The organism is Acetobacterium sp., from assembly GCF_030652775.1.
In the GTDB taxonomy this organism is placed as follows: domain Bacteria; phylum Bacillota; class Clostridia; order Eubacteriales; family Eubacteriaceae; genus Acetobacterium.
This window is the reverse complement of the sequence record NZ_JAUSPS010000060.1, coordinates 1-15,762: the sequence shown is the minus strand read 5'-3', so window position 1 is coordinate 15,762 and position 15,762 is coordinate 1. Positions and strand designations below refer to the sequence as shown.

General features: G+C 43.0%; 14 protein-coding genes. All 14 read right to left on the bottom strand.

Translation table 11 applies throughout. The annotated features are described in order from the left end of the window. Window positions 1–58 precede the first annotated feature (58 nt). Complete coding sequence (locus Q7J41_RS10640; RefSeq protein WP_304887886.1) at window positions 59–2,743, bottom strand: hypothetical protein; 2,685 nt, start codon at window positions 2,741–2,743, stop codon at window positions 59–61. After that, window positions 2,740–3,435 carry a hypothetical protein gene (locus Q7J41_RS10635; RefSeq protein WP_304887885.1) on the bottom strand — a complete coding sequence of 232 codons (696 nt, stop codon included), beginning with the start codon at window positions 3,433–3,435 and terminating at the stop codon, window positions 2,740–2,742. Before Q7J41_RS10635 ends, Q7J41_RS10640 begins: the two co-directional genes overlap by 4 nt. Beyond that, entirely contained in the window at window positions 3,432–7,253 is a 3,822-nt protein-coding gene (locus Q7J41_RS10630) for a phage tail tape measure protein (protein ID WP_304887883.1), read from the bottom strand. The genes Q7J41_RS10635 and Q7J41_RS10630 overlap by 4 nt, the downstream gene beginning before the upstream one ends. Before the next feature lie 184 nt (window positions 7,254–7,437). Beyond that, window positions 7,438–7,752: a phage tail assembly chaperone G gene (gpG, locus tag Q7J41_RS10625; protein WP_304887881.1), complete on the bottom strand. Its 315-nt coding sequence runs from the start codon at window positions 7,750–7,752 to the stop codon at window positions 7,438–7,440. Window positions 7,753–7,804: 52 nt separating this feature from the next. Further along, window positions 7,805–8,704: a major tail protein gene (locus Q7J41_RS10620; RefSeq protein WP_304887879.1), complete on the bottom strand. Its 900-nt coding sequence runs from the start codon at window positions 8,702–8,704 to the stop codon at window positions 7,805–7,807. A gap of 39 nt (window positions 8,705–8,743) precedes the next feature. Then, the gene (locus Q7J41_RS10615; protein ID WP_304887878.1) at window positions 8,744–9,160 is read right to left on the bottom strand and encodes a hypothetical protein; all 417 of its coding nucleotides are present in this window, start codon (window positions 9,158–9,160) and stop codon (window positions 8,744–8,746) included. Between the two features lie 2 nt (window positions 9,161–9,162). Then, on the bottom strand, window positions 9,163–9,501 hold the full coding sequence (locus Q7J41_RS10610; protein WP_304887876.1) for a hypothetical protein: 339 nt from the start codon (window positions 9,499–9,501) through the stop codon (window positions 9,163–9,165). Further along, window positions 9,488–9,856: a hypothetical protein gene (locus Q7J41_RS10605; protein ID WP_304887874.1), complete on the bottom strand. Its 369-nt coding sequence runs from the start codon at window positions 9,854–9,856 to the stop codon at window positions 9,488–9,490. Before Q7J41_RS10605 ends, Q7J41_RS10610 begins: the two co-directional genes overlap by 14 nt. Continuing rightward, window positions 9,849–10,133: a hypothetical protein gene (locus tag Q7J41_RS10600; protein ID WP_304887872.1), complete on the bottom strand. Its 285-nt coding sequence runs from the start codon at window positions 10,131–10,133 to the stop codon at window positions 9,849–9,851. The genes Q7J41_RS10605 and Q7J41_RS10600 overlap by 8 nt, the downstream gene beginning before the upstream one ends. A gap of 17 nt (window positions 10,134–10,150) precedes the next feature. Then, the gene (locus tag Q7J41_RS10595) at window positions 10,151–11,806 is read right to left on the bottom strand and encodes a phage major capsid protein (RefSeq protein ID WP_304887870.1); all 1,656 of its coding nucleotides are present in this window, start codon (window positions 11,804–11,806) and stop codon (window positions 10,151–10,153) included. Between the two features lie 2 nt (window positions 11,807–11,808). Continuing rightward, window positions 11,809–12,390 (bottom strand): HK97 family phage prohead protease, encoded by a 582-nt coding sequence (locus Q7J41_RS10590; protein WP_304887868.1) that lies wholly within the window; start codon window positions 12,388–12,390, stop codon window positions 11,809–11,811. After that, entirely contained in the window at window positions 12,387–13,583 is a 1,197-nt protein-coding gene (locus tag Q7J41_RS10585; RefSeq protein WP_304887866.1) for a phage portal protein, read from the bottom strand. Before Q7J41_RS10585 ends, Q7J41_RS10590 begins: the two co-directional genes overlap by 4 nt. A gap of 21 nt (window positions 13,584–13,604) precedes the next feature. Beyond that, on the bottom strand, window positions 13,605–15,311 hold the full coding sequence (locus Q7J41_RS10580) for a terminase large subunit (protein ID WP_304887864.1): 1,707 nt from the start codon (window positions 15,309–15,311) through the stop codon (window positions 13,605–13,607). 16 nt (window positions 15,312–15,327) lie between these two features. Beyond that, entirely contained in the window at window positions 15,328–15,711 is a 384-nt protein-coding gene (locus Q7J41_RS10575) for a P27 family phage terminase small subunit (protein ID WP_304887862.1), read from the bottom strand. Window positions 15,712–15,762 lie beyond the last annotated feature (51 nt).

The window sequence follows — 15,762 nt, the reverse complement described above, 5'->3', positions numbered from 1 at the left end:
CTCTTTTATGTAAATCAACAACAAGCTGCATAGTAGATTAAAGTACTTATCATTGTTTTCAGCCCATGGCGGTATTCATCATCGAAGGATATCTAAATAATTCCTTGCTGGTTTCGACTGAACTGTTATTGACAATTCCATTATTCACGGTTGCAATTGTCAGCTTTTTCCCATCTATTTCCTTACCGAATGGCACTATAGCCGTGTATATTCCACTCGCATCGGTAATTTTTGAATAGTCCAGTAGGTTGACGCCAAACTTTATGGGTTGTGAATTCACCGAACCATAATTTTCCAGATAGTTCAGGAACTTTATCCCGCCGATCCTTTCAATAACCAGTACGCCTCCCAGAGTGTCCAGCATGGTGGTCTTAATCAGTTCTAAGGTGTTGACGTATCCGTTCTCTCTAAACAGACCATCTTTTAATTTTCCATTGGTGCCGTCCACTTTTGAGACAATAATGATCTCGATCGCTTCGGCTTGTAATGCCTGCCCGGTTGTCCCGGCTGTTTCGCCGTCTTGTTTCCAGTCCTGCCAACCAACATCCTGAACGTGGACCCGATATTGAATCGAGAACTTGCCAGCATCAGCGCCGGTTAATTTGAGTTCAACGGCTTGCATTTCGACACTCTGACCAACAGTCCCAGCTGTTGCCCCATCAACTTTCCATTCCTGCCAGCCTATATTGGCCAGATGCGCCCGATAGGTCACGCCAATGTCCAGATTCCCGATATTCTCCAATGTCAGTTCCAGCGCTTCCATTCTTAGCGCCGAACCAGTTGTGCCACTTTGAACGCCGTTTCTGACCCATGTCAACCATGCTTGGTTTTCGATATGTGTTCGATAGCTTGTGGAAATATTAACTCCGCTGCCATCGCCTAACACGGTACAGATCCCCATATGCAGGCGTTTATCTGTCGTAACCTGCATGTTGTGGTTATCCAGCACCTGCGTCAGCCATTGCTCGGGAGTGACATTGATGTATTGCGCCGGGCGCTGGATGCTGTCTAGCAGGTATCCCAGTTCCCCCTCGCAGGTCACCACCCTTTTTTTGTTGAAATCTTCCGTATCGGATAAAATCCGTCCTTCAAAGACCAGGTCTTTTCGTAGATTTGAATAAATTTCATAGACTAAAATAGTCGTGTGCATTTTGCGTAACTTCTTATAGTGTACATGAGTCGGATCGATTGTAAATGTCATACCGCTGGATTTATTAATTCCTTCGGACGTTTTGGCACTCAACAGTCTATAAGCCGTCCGGATGTCATGCAATAATACATCATCCCGGGGGAAGTCCGACGCCCAGATTTGGACGATTGGGGCTTTGTTTTTTATTTCATTGGTAATAACTGCATTTAAGTCAACGGTCTTGATTAACACGATTGAAACCGCTTCTAGCCGTATTTCATGCCCGGTTGTGCCTAGTGTTTCGCCGTTCTTCTTCCATGATGTCCAGCCGGTGTTTTCGAGGTGCCCCCGGTATTGAACCGTGTATTTACTTGCATCGGCCCCGGTCAAAATAATCTCGACCGCTTCAATTCTTAGACTCTGTCCTACTGTTCCGGCTGTTGCTCCATTCTCAAACCATCCTTGCCAACCGATATTCTGGACGTGTACCCGGTATTTTACACCGATGTCTAGACCGTCCAGCGATGACAATTTTATTTCCAGTGCTTCCATTCGTAGACCCATACCGGTTGTGCCAGACTTAGAGCCATTTTTCACCCACGATGCCCATGCCAAATTTTGAATGTGTGACCGGTAATTAACGGCAATCAGTGGCGCATCGCCGGGGTTTCTGATCAGGTTTTCTGATTTTAGTGTGATTATGATCTGGATTGCTTCGGCACTTAATGCAAAAGTAGCTGTGCCGGCCATATCGCCATCACGACACCATTCTTGCCATCCCTGATTTTGAACATGAACACGGTACCAAATCGAATACTTATAGGCGTCCGTTCCGGTCAATCTGATCTTAATTGCTTCTAATCGCTTTGCTTGATCGGTTGTTCCAGCTGTTTGGCCATTACTTACCTCAGGTTGCCAACCGATGTTTTCCACGTGCGTAGAGTAGGCGACACCCAAATTCAGCGAACCGGTATTAATTAATGAAATCCGGATCGCTTCCATCCGCAATGCCTGGCCACACCGCCCACTTAACCGGCCATCCGTCACCTCTGCCCCCCAACCATAATTTTCTATATGGGTGGTGTAACTGGCGCATAATATCTTTTCTGGTGGTATTGCGGCGTTCGGGTTGGTAATAGGAACAATAATCTGTGTCGGGTCGGTTACTGGTGTATTTGGCACCACGACGACCACTTCTTCTTTGACCAATTCCAGAACAATTTCTATTGCTTCGGCTCTTAGAGCGACTCTTTCAGTTCCGGCTGTTTCACCATCAGCTTTCCAATTTTGCCAGCCGATGTCCTGAACGTGTACCCGATACTTTATTTTGTATTTTTTACGATCGGCGCCCGTTAATAGAATCCTGATTGCTTCAAGTCGCAACCCCTCACCAGTGGTTCCAATCACTTCACCATCACTTTTCAGTGGCAGCCATCCCATATTCTGTACATGAGCCTGTGCTTCAATAGATATATCAAGGCTTCCTTTGTTCATTAAGGCTATCATAATGGCTTCCATCCGGAGACTTTTTCCAGTCGTTCCGGATGTGGCCCCATCTAAAACAGCAATATTCCAGCCTTCATTCTCGATGTGAGTTTTATAACTAACATTCATAGGCTCGCCCCCCGGTAATCAACCGATACTGTACCGGATCCGGAAAAGGTCAGGACGTGCGAACCTTCACCTAAAAATATGTCAGGAACGATGCTTTCCCCTGTAGCTAGGTTATATGAATTACCTAAATAAGTGACCGTCATGGCACCCGAACAAATAAATTTCGGACACACCCGTTTTCGGCGTCCGATGATGGTTATTGTTCCAGGTACTGCAATGTTGTAATAATTTCGGATGGTTCCATCTTCAAACGAGAAACTATCCCAGATCCATTGATCCATGGATGATTGTATTTCGTATTTGTAGGGGTCGACTATTGCCGATATAATCGGTGTTCCGCCATAAAATGTTTTCTCAAAACTATCTAGATTAATCCGACCATTCCAATAAAAACCTGAATCCCTATTGCAAACAATCGGCATCTTTCGCCCGTGGCAATAATTTGCAAGTTTTGAATATTGACTATATGCTTTATTTTTCCCTTTAGCGAATGCTGTTTTGATACTTATCTTTCGCTGTTTGTATTCAATGTCTCCAGATAAACTTTCAGTCATATCAATTACATCTGATGTTCCCGTAACTGGGATTATCACTAAATAAGGTTCCGGAGGGGAAACATAAAATTCAGAAACGATAAAATCAAAATCATTTGTCAGCGATTTAGCGCCGATTGTTACGTCAAAAATACTCATGCTTGCATCCTCCCCGCCAGTCCAGTTTTAACACCAAACATATTGTTCAAATCTTGGAAAATTTCTTCTGATATTTGCTTTCCATTTAAAAATACTTGAATTACCGCTGGTTGTTTTTGTGCTGTTGATTGCGGCAATACTGCACCGCCACTATTCGCATAAGGGTTTTCTGATTTCGGTATGATCATTTCGCCCTGGTGAACCATTGCTGGCATATCGTATGGTATGTATCTGGATCCCACTGAGAATCCGTACATTGACAACGGATCAATCCACTCGCCATTCTGTAAAACTCCAAAATGCAAATGAGGCCCGGTGCTATTACCAGTTGACCCCACATAACCAATCACGTCGCCTTTCTTAACGGCTTGACCATCAGAAATATTGAATCCGCTCATATGGCCGTAATATTCCTGTAATCCGGCACCATTGTCAATAATAACCAGGTTCCCGTATCCGGAATCGGTTGACAGCGATGCGGTGCCGCTTTCAACTGCGTAAATTGGTGTTCCCTCTGCAGCGCCGATGTCAATTCCCATATGATTTTTAGTGCCAACACCCTCGACGTCGTCTCTATATCCAAACTCACTTGTTATGTCTCCTGCCACCGGTAGACTCCCACCGGTGATTCCAAGGTTTAGGCCCATCTTAGAAAGTAGATCGGCTCCCATATCACCCATGGAGTTGAATATCCCCATTGCTGATATTTTGCCCTGGTTAAATGAGTCAAGTAGAACTTGCACCAGGTTGTCAGCAAACAAGCCTAAATCCATGGATGTCAACCCATCAAAGAATCCTTGCAAAACATGAACACCAATTTGATGTGTTTCTTTCGATGGGGAATTAATATTAAATCCTAATCTGAATTTATCCATTACCCACTGAACAATGTTACCCGTAACTGCTTCAGTCCCGGTTCTATCATTCATTCCATCGTGGAAACCGCCAATTGTTTCTTTACCAGTTTGCAGGCCAAATGCGCCAAGTGGCCCCAATACTCCCGTGACAGTATCCTTTTGGCTTTGTGCCGTTGTCGCCAATTGTTGATTTTGTGATGCTAATCCAGAACCCATACCTGCACCGGCGCCACTTCCGATTGCCATTGATTCCGCTTGCAATGGGGTAATTTTTTCAACCACTGCGTCATGCATTTCCTGCGCACTCATTCCAACTAATGGGTTGCCGGATCTGATTGCTTCAGCCATGTTGGTTGTTATACCATTTCCAGCATTTTTCGCCAGTATTGGTGCGGTTGTTCCTAAGTCTGCAAGTGCTACTTTTGTCCCATCAGCCATTATGACTGTGGCCTGCGATGCCGTGGCTGTATTTGCGTTATACGCCGCCCAACCGGAAGGATCTCTTAATACTCCATCCAGACTAGACTGTTCTTTTAATAAATCTTCGTGCGTTTTTGTTAGCGTGGCTACTGACTCTTTAACCGGCGCTAACCGCTGATTATAAACATCAAATAATTCATTTGTCTTTTGCTGTTTTTCGTTATCAGTTCCCTTCCCGTCAACTATAGCTTGTAATGCAACTGCCGTTTCGTCAGCAATTACTTTTGCTTCTGCAGACGCTTCATTCAACGCCCTGGTATTTGCCAATTGATCCTTAGCGTTTTGAACCAACGATTCAGAAATCGCCTGGATCCTGATTCTTTCCATTTCAGACTTAATTAAATCATCCGTCGCATCACGGGTTAAACTTAATGAACCTGTTTGTTCATCGATTAATAAATTTGCATTAGGCATTAGCTGGTTAAATTCTTCCACATAACCATTCAGCACTTGCAGTTCCCATGCTGATTTATTCTGTTTATCAGCCAAATCGAATATTTTGTCAGCTAAAGATTTTGAAGCAATAGCCTCATCTTCAGTTGTTTTTAAAGATTCAGACCTCGTTTTTAAGTTCGATGTAATGGCATCCGAAACGGCTTTCGTGCTGTCAATATACCTCTGGTTTTCTTCAACTTGATCTTCTGTTAATGTCCTGTTTTTTTCATAACTTTTATGTAATGCGACTAATCCGACTGTTAAAACTCCAACTGCTGCAATTACCAGACCAACCGGTCCAGTTAAAACGGTCATTGCCCCAGCTAATCCAGCTACCGCTGGTGTGGCTGCAACAGCTCCAGTTGTCATGACTCCAATTGCTCCTGATATTGTTCCGACAATACCGATTGTTCCGCCGACAATTTTAGCAAATGCACCAATTCCCATGACCAACGGTCCTACTGCCGCTACAGCAAGAATAGATTTTAGTATCATCTCTTGCATTTCCGGGCTGAGATTAGAGAAGTCATCCGCTAGATCTTGGATACCTTCAGACAAATCTATGATCGCTGGCGCTAATACTGTTTCAACTTTTATAGCCGCCGTTTCCAGGCTTCCATACATTTGTTCAACGCTTGACTTCGCATTGTCCTGCATGGTTTCAGCCATATCTTTTGCGGCGCCGTCTGAAGATACCAGCGATTGAGTCAGGGCGTCATATTTTTCAGGCCCTTTTTCAATTAAAACCATCATCCCCGATACGGCTTCACGCCCAAATATGGTAGCTAAAGCATTTACTTTTTCTTCTTCTGTCAAATCTTTAGTGGACTCAGTAACCTCTGCGATGACATCTTTAAACGGCAACATTTTACCAGTCGCATCAAAGACTTCCATCCCGATCGCTGCCATTGCATCCGCTGCGGGGCCACTGGGACTGGCCAAACCAAGGAGCGCACCCCTTAAAGTCGTGCCTGCCTGTTCGCCTTTTATCCCAGCATCGGCCATGACGCCAATAGCGGCTGAAACTTCTTCTACACTTAACCCTAATGCATTCGCTGGGGCGGCCGCATATTTCAAGGCCATTCCCATATCTGTTACATTTGCGTTCGTGTCAGCTGCTGCTTTTGCCAATACATCAGCAAAATGACCACTCTGATCAGCACCTAGCCCAAATGACCGTAAAGCCGCCGAAGCAATATCACTCGCTGTTGCAACATCTAATCCACCACTTGCTGCCAAATCAAGCATCCCTGGCATTGCCATTAAGATTTCATCAACTGAAAATCCTGCCGATGCTAGATTTTCCATGCCCGCTGCTGCTTCACTCGCACTGAATGCTGTGTCTTGTCCAAGCTTTAAGGCCAGGTCATTTAATTTCTTAAATTCATCGCCGGTGGCCTGGCTGATCGCTTTGACTCGGGACATGGCACTTTCAAAATCCATTCCGGTTGTTAGCGCTGTTTTACCAAGAGCCATGATCGGGGCAGTTAACCCAATCGTCATCATACCGCCGGTTTTAAATAAACTATTGCCGACATTGTCAAATTTCTTGCCAGTTTCATCCAGAGATTGCCCGAGTCCTATCCATTTCGAATTTTGAGAAATCAATAAATCATCGGTTGTTTTTAATTGCTTTTCAAATTTATTCAGAGTGGACGTTGCGACGGTCAGAGTTGAGTCTAATTTCTTAATACTCTTTTCTTGATCGTCATAAGCCTTTTTCGCTTTTTCAACTTCTTTCGAATTTTCACCATATATTTTTGTGACTTCATCAATGTTTCGATATAGTTTGTCTAGCTTATCCCATTGCTTTGCATATTGATCCGTCAATAGAGAGACTTTTGATTTTTGCAAATCGACTTCTTTGTTGTATATTTTGCTTTTTGCTGTCAAACTTTCGATTGATTTATCATTTCTTCCAAATTCAGCGGTAACGGCGCGCAACTCATTATTTAATAATCCGACATCGCTGTTTATTGTCTTTATCGCATTGCTAAACTCTTTTTCACCATCAACACCGACTTGAAGACCTGTTTTATAAGCCATGTTTTACCTCCTTTCTAAAGACCCGCATCATCTAAAGCTTGCTGTTCTTTTATAAATTCTCTTTCATGTGAATGTTCAATTAATTTCATATATCGCCCGATTGGGGTTTTATCAATTTTTTCCATACTCCAACCGACTGCTACTTTTTCAATGTAGAAATTTTTAACCCACTCATCAATGGTGACTAGACTTCCTTCGCCACCGCCGGATCGTTTTTTATTTCTAGCTGCCCGATCGATTCAGCTTGTACCTGGTTTGCCAGTTCAAGAACTTTTAAGATGCAGCCCTTATTGGGAAGTTTCTTGTACACGTCCTCTGCGGTAAATTGCCCGGCGAATAAATCAACCAGGTATTCTGCCATTTTGTCAAATTCACTTAGCGGATCTTTTCCTTTGCTGGCGCCGTCTTCAATGTATTTTTTAAATTCGTTTGCTTTATATAAATCACCAAACATTAATTCCTTTGTGTGATATGTTTTCTCGCCTAATTTTATTTTCATAATTATGAGTCCTTTCAAATAAAAAGGAGGCCGTTAAGCCTCCATTGGGTTGCTATACTGTGAAATTAACCACATAGTTTGTTGCTAATGACACGCCGGCCGCTGACTTCACGCCAGTTGTGGCAATTAAGACATAAGAACCGGTTGCCATCGTTGATACAGGATCTACCGTAACAACTGTTTTCCCTGCGTTGATTGTTATCACTGCAGGAACTGCGGTACCGTCCGCTTTGATTACAAAAATATTTGCTGCAATAGCAGTCGCTGATTGAATTGCTTTGTCGAATGTTAAGACAATATTTGATGTGCCAATAACTCCCGTAGCAGCATCAGTTGGAACACTGGTAACTGTAGGGGCTACCAGATCTGCTGGACTTGATCCTGGTACGGAATCCAGGAACCCGACGATAGCAGAACCTTTTGCATCTTCATCGGCTACAATTTTCCAAATGCCATCTTTGTTGGTTATCGCGGTTCCTGTTGCTTTCGGCGTTTGGAATGAAGTCTTCCCTGGTTCTGCTGTTTTTGATTCTTCCGAAATTTCTTCGAATTTTGTTTTTACTAGCCAAACATAACGGCTTTTACCGTTGGCTTTTGTTCTCCGGTAACCGACCGCTAAATATGGTGGCGTATCATTAACGTCATAATTCATTACACCTGTTTCAGTATTTAGTGTGTGTCCAAACCAATCAGCCTGCATCGTAAGTGGCATTTCTCTAACTTCGATATCCACTCCGACATCCCCTACACTTGAGCAAACTTCTACATACTCATTGTCAGCCGGCAATTTTGCCAGGTCTGATTTTGGGCTTACTTTAATGCTTATTAACGCATCGGCTGTTTTAACTGCACCATATGTTTCCAAATCCTCGTCTTGCATGATTGAATACACTAATGTTTTAACGCCCGTTTCGGCGGATGCAAACAACTGTAAATTCATTACATATTTCATTTTTTTCTCCTTCTAAAATAAAACAGACGCCTAAGCGCCTTATCCAAATATCCTCTTCATTTCGTCATCAATTACCTGACTCATTACGGCCTCAACTTTTTTTCTTGTTTGACTGAGTGTTTTCTTTGCAAATTGTTTCTTTGGCCTGCCACTTGCCCCCGACTCCAAGGCTCTGGCAATTAATTGAAAAGCAACGCCCTTTGTGTCATACCCATCAAAACCGATATGCGCCGTCCATTCACCGCCCATTAAACTGATCGGGGTAATCCCCAATGCTTCTACTAATTGGCCTGTTGCTTCGTCAGACAAGATCGCTTCAAGGTTAACCCTCATTGTATCCGCCACGATTTTTGCGCCGGCGTAAATGGCTTTTTTTGCGATTTCTTCAATATCGGTAGCGCATCGAGATAATGCCAGAACAAAATCATCACTTGCTGTTATTTTTGCTTTTGCCATAGTTAAACCGCTGTTTCTATTTCAAAATTCCACTCGTAATGCATACAGATGAATTTCTTATCCTTCTCTTCGCGTTGAATTGAATTTAAACTAAAACAAATACCGGCGTCATTTAACGCTGCTTGTATTTGTGATTTAAGCGGATCATCAACAGTCTTTGTAAATAAATCAATGGTTCCGCTGATTACCTGATCAATCATTTTATTGTCACCGTACAGGGAATCGCTCTCACCATCATCAGCCCACACAATATATGGAAAAACTGGATCCTTTCCGGCTGTATATCTCGATACGTTTTGGGTGACTGTCAACAATGCAATTTTTACATCATTCAATGTCATACAATCCACCGTCCAATCTTTCCAGTGTCAGATCTGAAATTCTAAGACCGTCATTATTAGTCTTATGCTGCGCCTGGGTAATCCGGTATTGAATCCCAACCTCAACATTGTCCTCGATCATAGAACCATCAAAAATAACACATACACATTCAGCAGTTACGGTTCGGTCTTGCCAGATACTTATCAGCCGGTCAATCTTCGAATCGGCTTGCATGGCAGCGTATGCCCTGGTCATTCCGATTGTTTTTTCTTCAAAATAAAAAGACTGGTAAAACGTGAGTGCTTCCACCGGCGTATCGCCGGGGGTGTTCACATTGCCAATCTTATAGATTTTTACCAGTCCTCCATCAAACATCGGTAGTCACCGTGGCTTTCTGGGAAAACAGCTTGTTGTTCATGGCGGCTCGTATCATCCGAGGCATTGCCGTATCAGGCGCTGCTCGTTTCCGGTACATCCACGCGGCGTACATCACAATAATTCCCTGATCCTCAAAATCATCACCCAGGGTGATGCCCTCTCGAGCAATCATCCCTTTGGCAATGCTTATTAAGTTTTTCAGGTAATCATCTTTGACCGTATGCAGGATTTCAAGATCCTGCTTAAGCATTGTCAGTAATAGATCATCCTGCATTCTTTAACCTCCCGATATTAGGCTTTTGCCACTACACTGCAGGTACCGACTTTAATAGCTCGACCGGCGGCGTCAAATTCGACAAGGGTAATAACCTTGCCCGTTACTGCGGTAATATCTTTAGGTGTGGTAAATACTGTGTAACCAGTGCTTGAATCCCCAGATTTAACTGCTGCTGCTTTGCCAAGGACTTTATACCCAAGTGTCGTTCCAGATACTTCAGCACCTGTTACAGTAATTAGAGTATCACCTGAAAGTGTGCCAGCAACAGATGTTACACCCAAAGCTCCCAGTTCAGTGTTTGTGTAATCAGTTTCGAAAGTTGATGTTGTAGCCGCGTCGGTATTATCAAATGATACAATCACGAAAGCTTCACCAAAAACAGGCATCCCGTCATAACGGGCATATCCCTTAAACCCTGTCTGGTTTTGTGCAAATCTCGCATGCTCTGATTTTTCAATTGCTGATCCTTCACGTTCTGCCAGAATGTAAACAGAACCAAACCCGCCGATAATTTCATTGTCGCCAACAAGTTCAATTTCTTCAATGCTTCCACCGATGATTGGCATCTGGTTATTAACGCCCGCAATCAGAGCTGCCGCCGCATCAAATGCCAGGGCTTTTGACATTAAATTAATATGAGTCTTTCTGTTCATTACCCAAAACGCTTTACCATCTGAAAAATTTGGTGCTGCCACTCCTAGCGCCTCAATCAGAGAAGCATAAAAAGCTGCGCCTGTGTTTCCATTGATGTTAAGTTTTTTAACATTTGAGGTGTGCAGATCCGTCCAAGCTGGTGCAAATGTTGGCCAGTTTGATGGCGCCGCTGTTTGGGCAAGTCTGGTTACAATACCTACCGGCATTTTTGTTCCTGTTCCAAACAACAGTGCTCTGTCAACACCTTTCCCGATGGCTTTACCCAGTTGGTCCATAATTTCGCTGCCGAGTGCCATATCGCTATCTTTTAACAGGTTATTATGGATCCAGATGATTCCACCTACCATATAACCATCAACTTCAATCTGGTTCAATGACATGTCAAGTTCATTCAGTTCGCCCTCTGCTTCCATCCATACGCCTTCAGGAGCAGCTCCCATAATGTTTTCCCGGGCTGTTCCGCTAATTGGTTTTAGGGTAACGTATTTTGTAAGTTTTGAGTACTGCTCCATATTGTCCCGTAAAAGTTCCAGCATTACTTCCGGAACAGTCAGGCTCCCATTTGTAATACCTCTTGTTTTTATTTCCCGAACTGCTTCAATAAAATCTCTTACCTCTTCACGGGCAAGGAATGCGTCCCGTTGTTCGTGGGCCATTCCGAAAAATTTTCTGGTGTTCATTGGCATGATATTACCTCTCTTTTCTTCTTTGTTTTTTGATGGTTCTGCTGGGGCTCCAACAGGTGCGGATCTTTCAATCTCAACAATCTCTGTTTCGATTCCAGCAATTTCAGTCTCAGTTTCTACAATCGCATTTTCATTTTCAGCTTTTTCCGCTTCAAACTTTTCAACCTCTTCTTCAACGACCTTTTTTTCTTCTTCGGTTTCGGCCTCTTCAATGGCCTTTTCCAAATTAATCTCCCGGGTCGGGAATGTTTCTGAAATTTTTCTAAGCTCCACTAATTGCTTTTGTTTTTCCGTCAGTTCATTTTTCCTCATCAATACTTTTAAAGCCATCACTAACCTCCTTTAATTTTTGATTTCATTTTGTTTTGCCATGCTTCATGCTGTCTTTTTTGAATATTGTCAAAATCTTCCTTACGTGCGGAAACGGTTGTTTCCTTATAAGCTGGAAACACGCATGGAGAAATTTCATATAACGGGTTTACTTTTAAGATAGTCCAATGACAGGTACCATCACCGTTGTCTCTAAATTCTTCGGATTCAATATCAAACCCGAACGAACACTGGGTAACATCGCCCCGCATGATCCGGGTATAAGCATTCATGGCATCTGTATCATTGCGATTAATTTTAATCTTTCCCCAGAGCCCGTGGGAATCCTCACGTAATTCAAGTGTACCGGCTCCCGTTCTGCCTAAAACTAAATTTGTGTCATGATTGTACAGCGCTCTGACATCTCCGCTTATACAGCCGGTAAAAGCCCCTGGGGCAATGCTCTCAGTGAATCCAGGCCACAGCTCATAACTGGAATTAAAAATAGCAAAATATCCCTCCAGGAATAAATCGCCGGTTCCATCATCTTCTCGTTTTTCAATCTCCATTACCAGATCCCTGGCTTGCCTTATATCTCGACTCACTCACTACCACCTCCATTCTGGTTTAATTTTTTCTGATCGCCGATGCTGCTGATCGGGATGAAGTTTTCCAGTATAACCAGCTCATCCAACCCATCGAGCGGACTATAGCCAAGACTTGCCCGGACTTCATTGCCGGTTAAGATTCCCCTTACAAATAATTCCTGCCCAACGCTGGACAGATCTTTGATGTCATAGGCATATAGTGCCCGGGAATTAAATTTAAAATACAGATCTGGAGAAATTAAAAGCTTCCTGGTTAGCTCCTGTTCTATCAATTTGCAGATTGGTAAAATTGTGGAGTTGATGAAATTGTTATACTCATCTTTGTTATACTGTCCAGCGCCTACAATAAATGCCGGAACATTTATAATACCGGCGACCGTTTTTTTATCAATGGTGACTGCTTCATTAATTGCCAGATCATTGAGTGACAGTGGTTTAACCTGCTGGATGTCCAACAGCTCCGATGGAATCACCCACGGCTGACCAGCTTCTTGAGTATCGATGTAATCATTGAGAAATTTTGTTCGGCCCTCTTTGCCGCTAAATTCATCGGCCAGCGCATCAACCCTAACTACCAGGGACGGTTTCCATTTGGATTCCATAAACCCTTTTTTTGTTGCGGCTGCTTGCCTGAGGTTCTGGACAACTTCTTTGAGTGCGACCCGATACCCCAACCCCATCCATGGCCTCTCGGGATCCGGATTAATTGGTAAGTGAATCAGACTGTCAGGCTGGTAATCTAAACCGCCATATCTTACACTGTATGAATCGCCGTTCTCCATGAACGATACCCGGGATGGTTTCAGTGGTACCAAGTCATCAATCAAGCCATTGGCTGTTTTTGGGAAAACCACGCTGTTTCCTTCCAGGAGCATCGTTTTAACGACCGCATGCATAAAAGTTTTTCGGGTCATGCTCTTGTTTGGTGAGATGTCTATTTTCTTAGACAACTCATTCTGAACCCGGATATCACCTTTATTGGTGTTCCGCATGAGGTGGATCGTCATGGACGAAACCAGATCGGCAATTTTATTAACGGCCATTTGGACTTCTGGGTTATCCGCTAATCGGGTATACCCACTGACAACCAGAGTCTCAAAAGCATCATTTGAAACAAGCCACGATGATATTGATTCTCTTTTCTCGGGTTCACCCCGGATCACATTTGTTTTTCTGTTTCGTCTTCCCAATCTTCTCTCCTCCTTTTTATACTAATCAAACCATTGTTTTGCTTTTCCATCTTTTTCCATGACATCTAACATTTGCACTGCTCCAAAAACGCCAGCGTCAAACATGTCAATCCTCATCGTTCCACCATCACCGTCAACTTTTTCATACTGAATCATGTCATCTGTTTTTTCAATAGCCCGGACATTTTGCAAACAGTATTCAAACCCCTGATTATGAAGATAGTAAAACTCTCCGTCTTTTGCTTTTTTCTCAATCCTTCGAAACCCTTCTGACTTTTTATAAAAATACTGCGGTTGGTCAACAATTTTAAATCTACTTTTTTTCATCTTTGTAAAAAATTCTTTTCCGAACTTTTTATCAAATCCGACTATTTTAATTCTAAAACCCATGGTTCTCATTTTATCAAACCACATAACCACATCATCATAGTGGACGGTTTTAGTATTTGACATGGTCAATACGCCATCGTCTTTCCAGCCAAACAATGGGATGCTATCCTCTTCAGCTTTTTCCACCGCCGCTGCAATTGGGAAAAACCCATGGGTGATACAGATATCAATTTCTTTTCCCTCAAATGTATACCGCCCATACAGGGCCGCGGCTGTCAAGTCATGCATCTTCGAAAGATCGGCTCCACCATACCAATTTATTGGAAGGGCGGCCAGTTCTTCCAGTGTCCAATTGTACTGGATATCAGAACTTTGAAACTCATCAAGATTAAAGTAAGCTTTCAATGCGCTGGTGTAGACATTTAAAGATTTTGCAAAAAAATCTTTTCGCTGCTGCGGATCATTCTGGGCCTGCCTGGCATCATTCATTATTTCCTCCGGACGAATCGACACCCCATAGACCGGGTTTGCCATTTCATGAATAACCGGATTTGTATAATCAACTTCACCATCATCATCCTGATCAGCTTTACAAATAAAAACATAATACTGTTCATCGGTCACCGTACCGGCTAATATCTTTTTACAATACTCAATCCTGCGAAAACAAAAAGAGTTCGCATCGTCGCCGGCAGTTGTTATCCCGATCATCAATTTATTGGTATAAGCTTTCATGGCCTCTTTGATGATATTATATTGTTTTGGTGTTTTATAAGCGTGGATCTCATCGGCTATGGCCAAGTTACAGTTTAATGAATCTTGTCTGTCCGGATTGGCTGCCAGGGCTTGAATGAATAACGAGCCATCGCCAAGATCGCCAGAGATCGAATGTTCCTGGTTATTGTCAATCACCCTGAAGCTTTTCTTTTCTTTCATCTGTTCGAGATTGAAGTGGATAAAATTAAAACTCTCTAGTGATTGTTTCATTGCGGCAGCCACAATATATACTTTGCTCCCGCTCCTTCTCTCCAACAGCCCCAGCGCCCATGATAAAGCAGCGGCAAAACTTGTCTTTATATTTTTTCTTGGTATAAAAATAAGCGCTTCATGGAAACGCCTAATTTTTGTACCTTTGTGGTAAAAACCCAAGAGATTGTAAATGACAAATTTATGGAAAGGTTCCAGCAGAAACGGTCTTCCCCTAAGTGGCGTACCGTCCAGCATTTCACCCTGCATGTGGACAAACGTATTTTCAATGATGTTGATTACAAACTCTGCATCTTTTGTCTTAAACTCATAATCCGGATTTTTCAAATCATTTAAAAACCTTTGGCAACCTTGGATCTGTTCGCGGCATGCTATTTTTCGACCTTCGACGATGCTGTTTGCATACTCCATTACGATATCGTAATTCTTAGCCATCATAGTTTTTCAGAATATCCGCCAGGCCAGATCTTTTGGTTTGTTCAGTCGTAACCGACTCCACCGCTTTAGGGTTAAGACAAAGACGATCCGAGTATGCGAGGATATCTTTTCTCAAACTTTCGAGTGTCGCCACAATTGCAGATTTTTTTGTGCCGCCGGCGCCAGTGGTTGTTTCATATGCACAATTTGATTCGGCAAACTTTCTGTTCGCATCCGCATATTGTACCAGCAGATCTGCATATACATTTACGATGCTCTCATATTCTGGCTTATGTGTTCCGAGCCTCTTCATATCTTCTATGATTTTGCTTTTTTCCACCCGGACGTTAAATTCATATTCTGTTTCAGTTTTTTTTCTTCTCGCCCGTGCCACTCGATCACCTCCCTTCGTGGTCAAAAAAAGTTTTCTGGCGGTCGCTCTATT

Bases quoted from the DNA above. Each gene is read 5' to 3' on its own strand.
- Q7J41_RS10640 (WP_304887886.1), bottom strand. From the start codon at position 2,743: ATGAATGTTAGTTATAAAACTCACATCGAGAATGAAGGCTGGAATATT.
- Q7J41_RS10635 (WP_304887885.1), bottom strand. From the start codon at position 3,435: ATGAGTATTTTTGACGTAACAATCGGCGCTAAATCGCTGACAAATGAT.
- Q7J41_RS10630 (WP_304887883.1), bottom strand. From the start codon at position 7,253: ATGGCTTATAAAACAGGTCTTCAAGTCGGTGTTGATGGTGAAAAAGAG.
- gpG (WP_304887881.1), bottom strand. From the start codon at position 7,752: ATGAAAATAAAATTAGGCGAGAAAACATATCACACAAAGGAATTAATG.
- Q7J41_RS10620 (WP_304887879.1), bottom strand. From the start codon at position 8,704: ATGAAATATGTAATGAATTTACAGTTGTTTGCATCCGCCGAAACGGGC.
- Q7J41_RS10615 (WP_304887878.1), bottom strand. From the start codon at position 9,160: ATGGCAAAAGCAAAAATAACAGCAAGTGATGATTTTGTTCTGGCATTA.
- Q7J41_RS10610 (WP_304887876.1), bottom strand. From the start codon at position 9,501: ATGACATTGAATGATGTAAAAATTGCATTGTTGACAGTCACCCAAAAC.
- Q7J41_RS10605 (WP_304887874.1), bottom strand. From the start codon at position 9,856: ATGTTTGATGGAGGACTGGTAAAAATCTATAAGATTGGCAATGTGAAC.
- Q7J41_RS10600 (WP_304887872.1), bottom strand. From the start codon at position 10,133: ATGCAGGATGATCTATTACTGACAATGCTTAAGCAGGATCTTGAAATC.
- Q7J41_RS10595 (WP_304887870.1), bottom strand. From the start codon at position 11,806: ATGGCTTTAAAAGTATTGATGAGGAAAAATGAACTGACGGAAAAACAA.
- Q7J41_RS10580 (WP_304887864.1), bottom strand. From the start codon at position 15,311: ATGGAGTATGCAAACAGCATCGTCGAAGGTCGAAAAATAGCATGCCGC.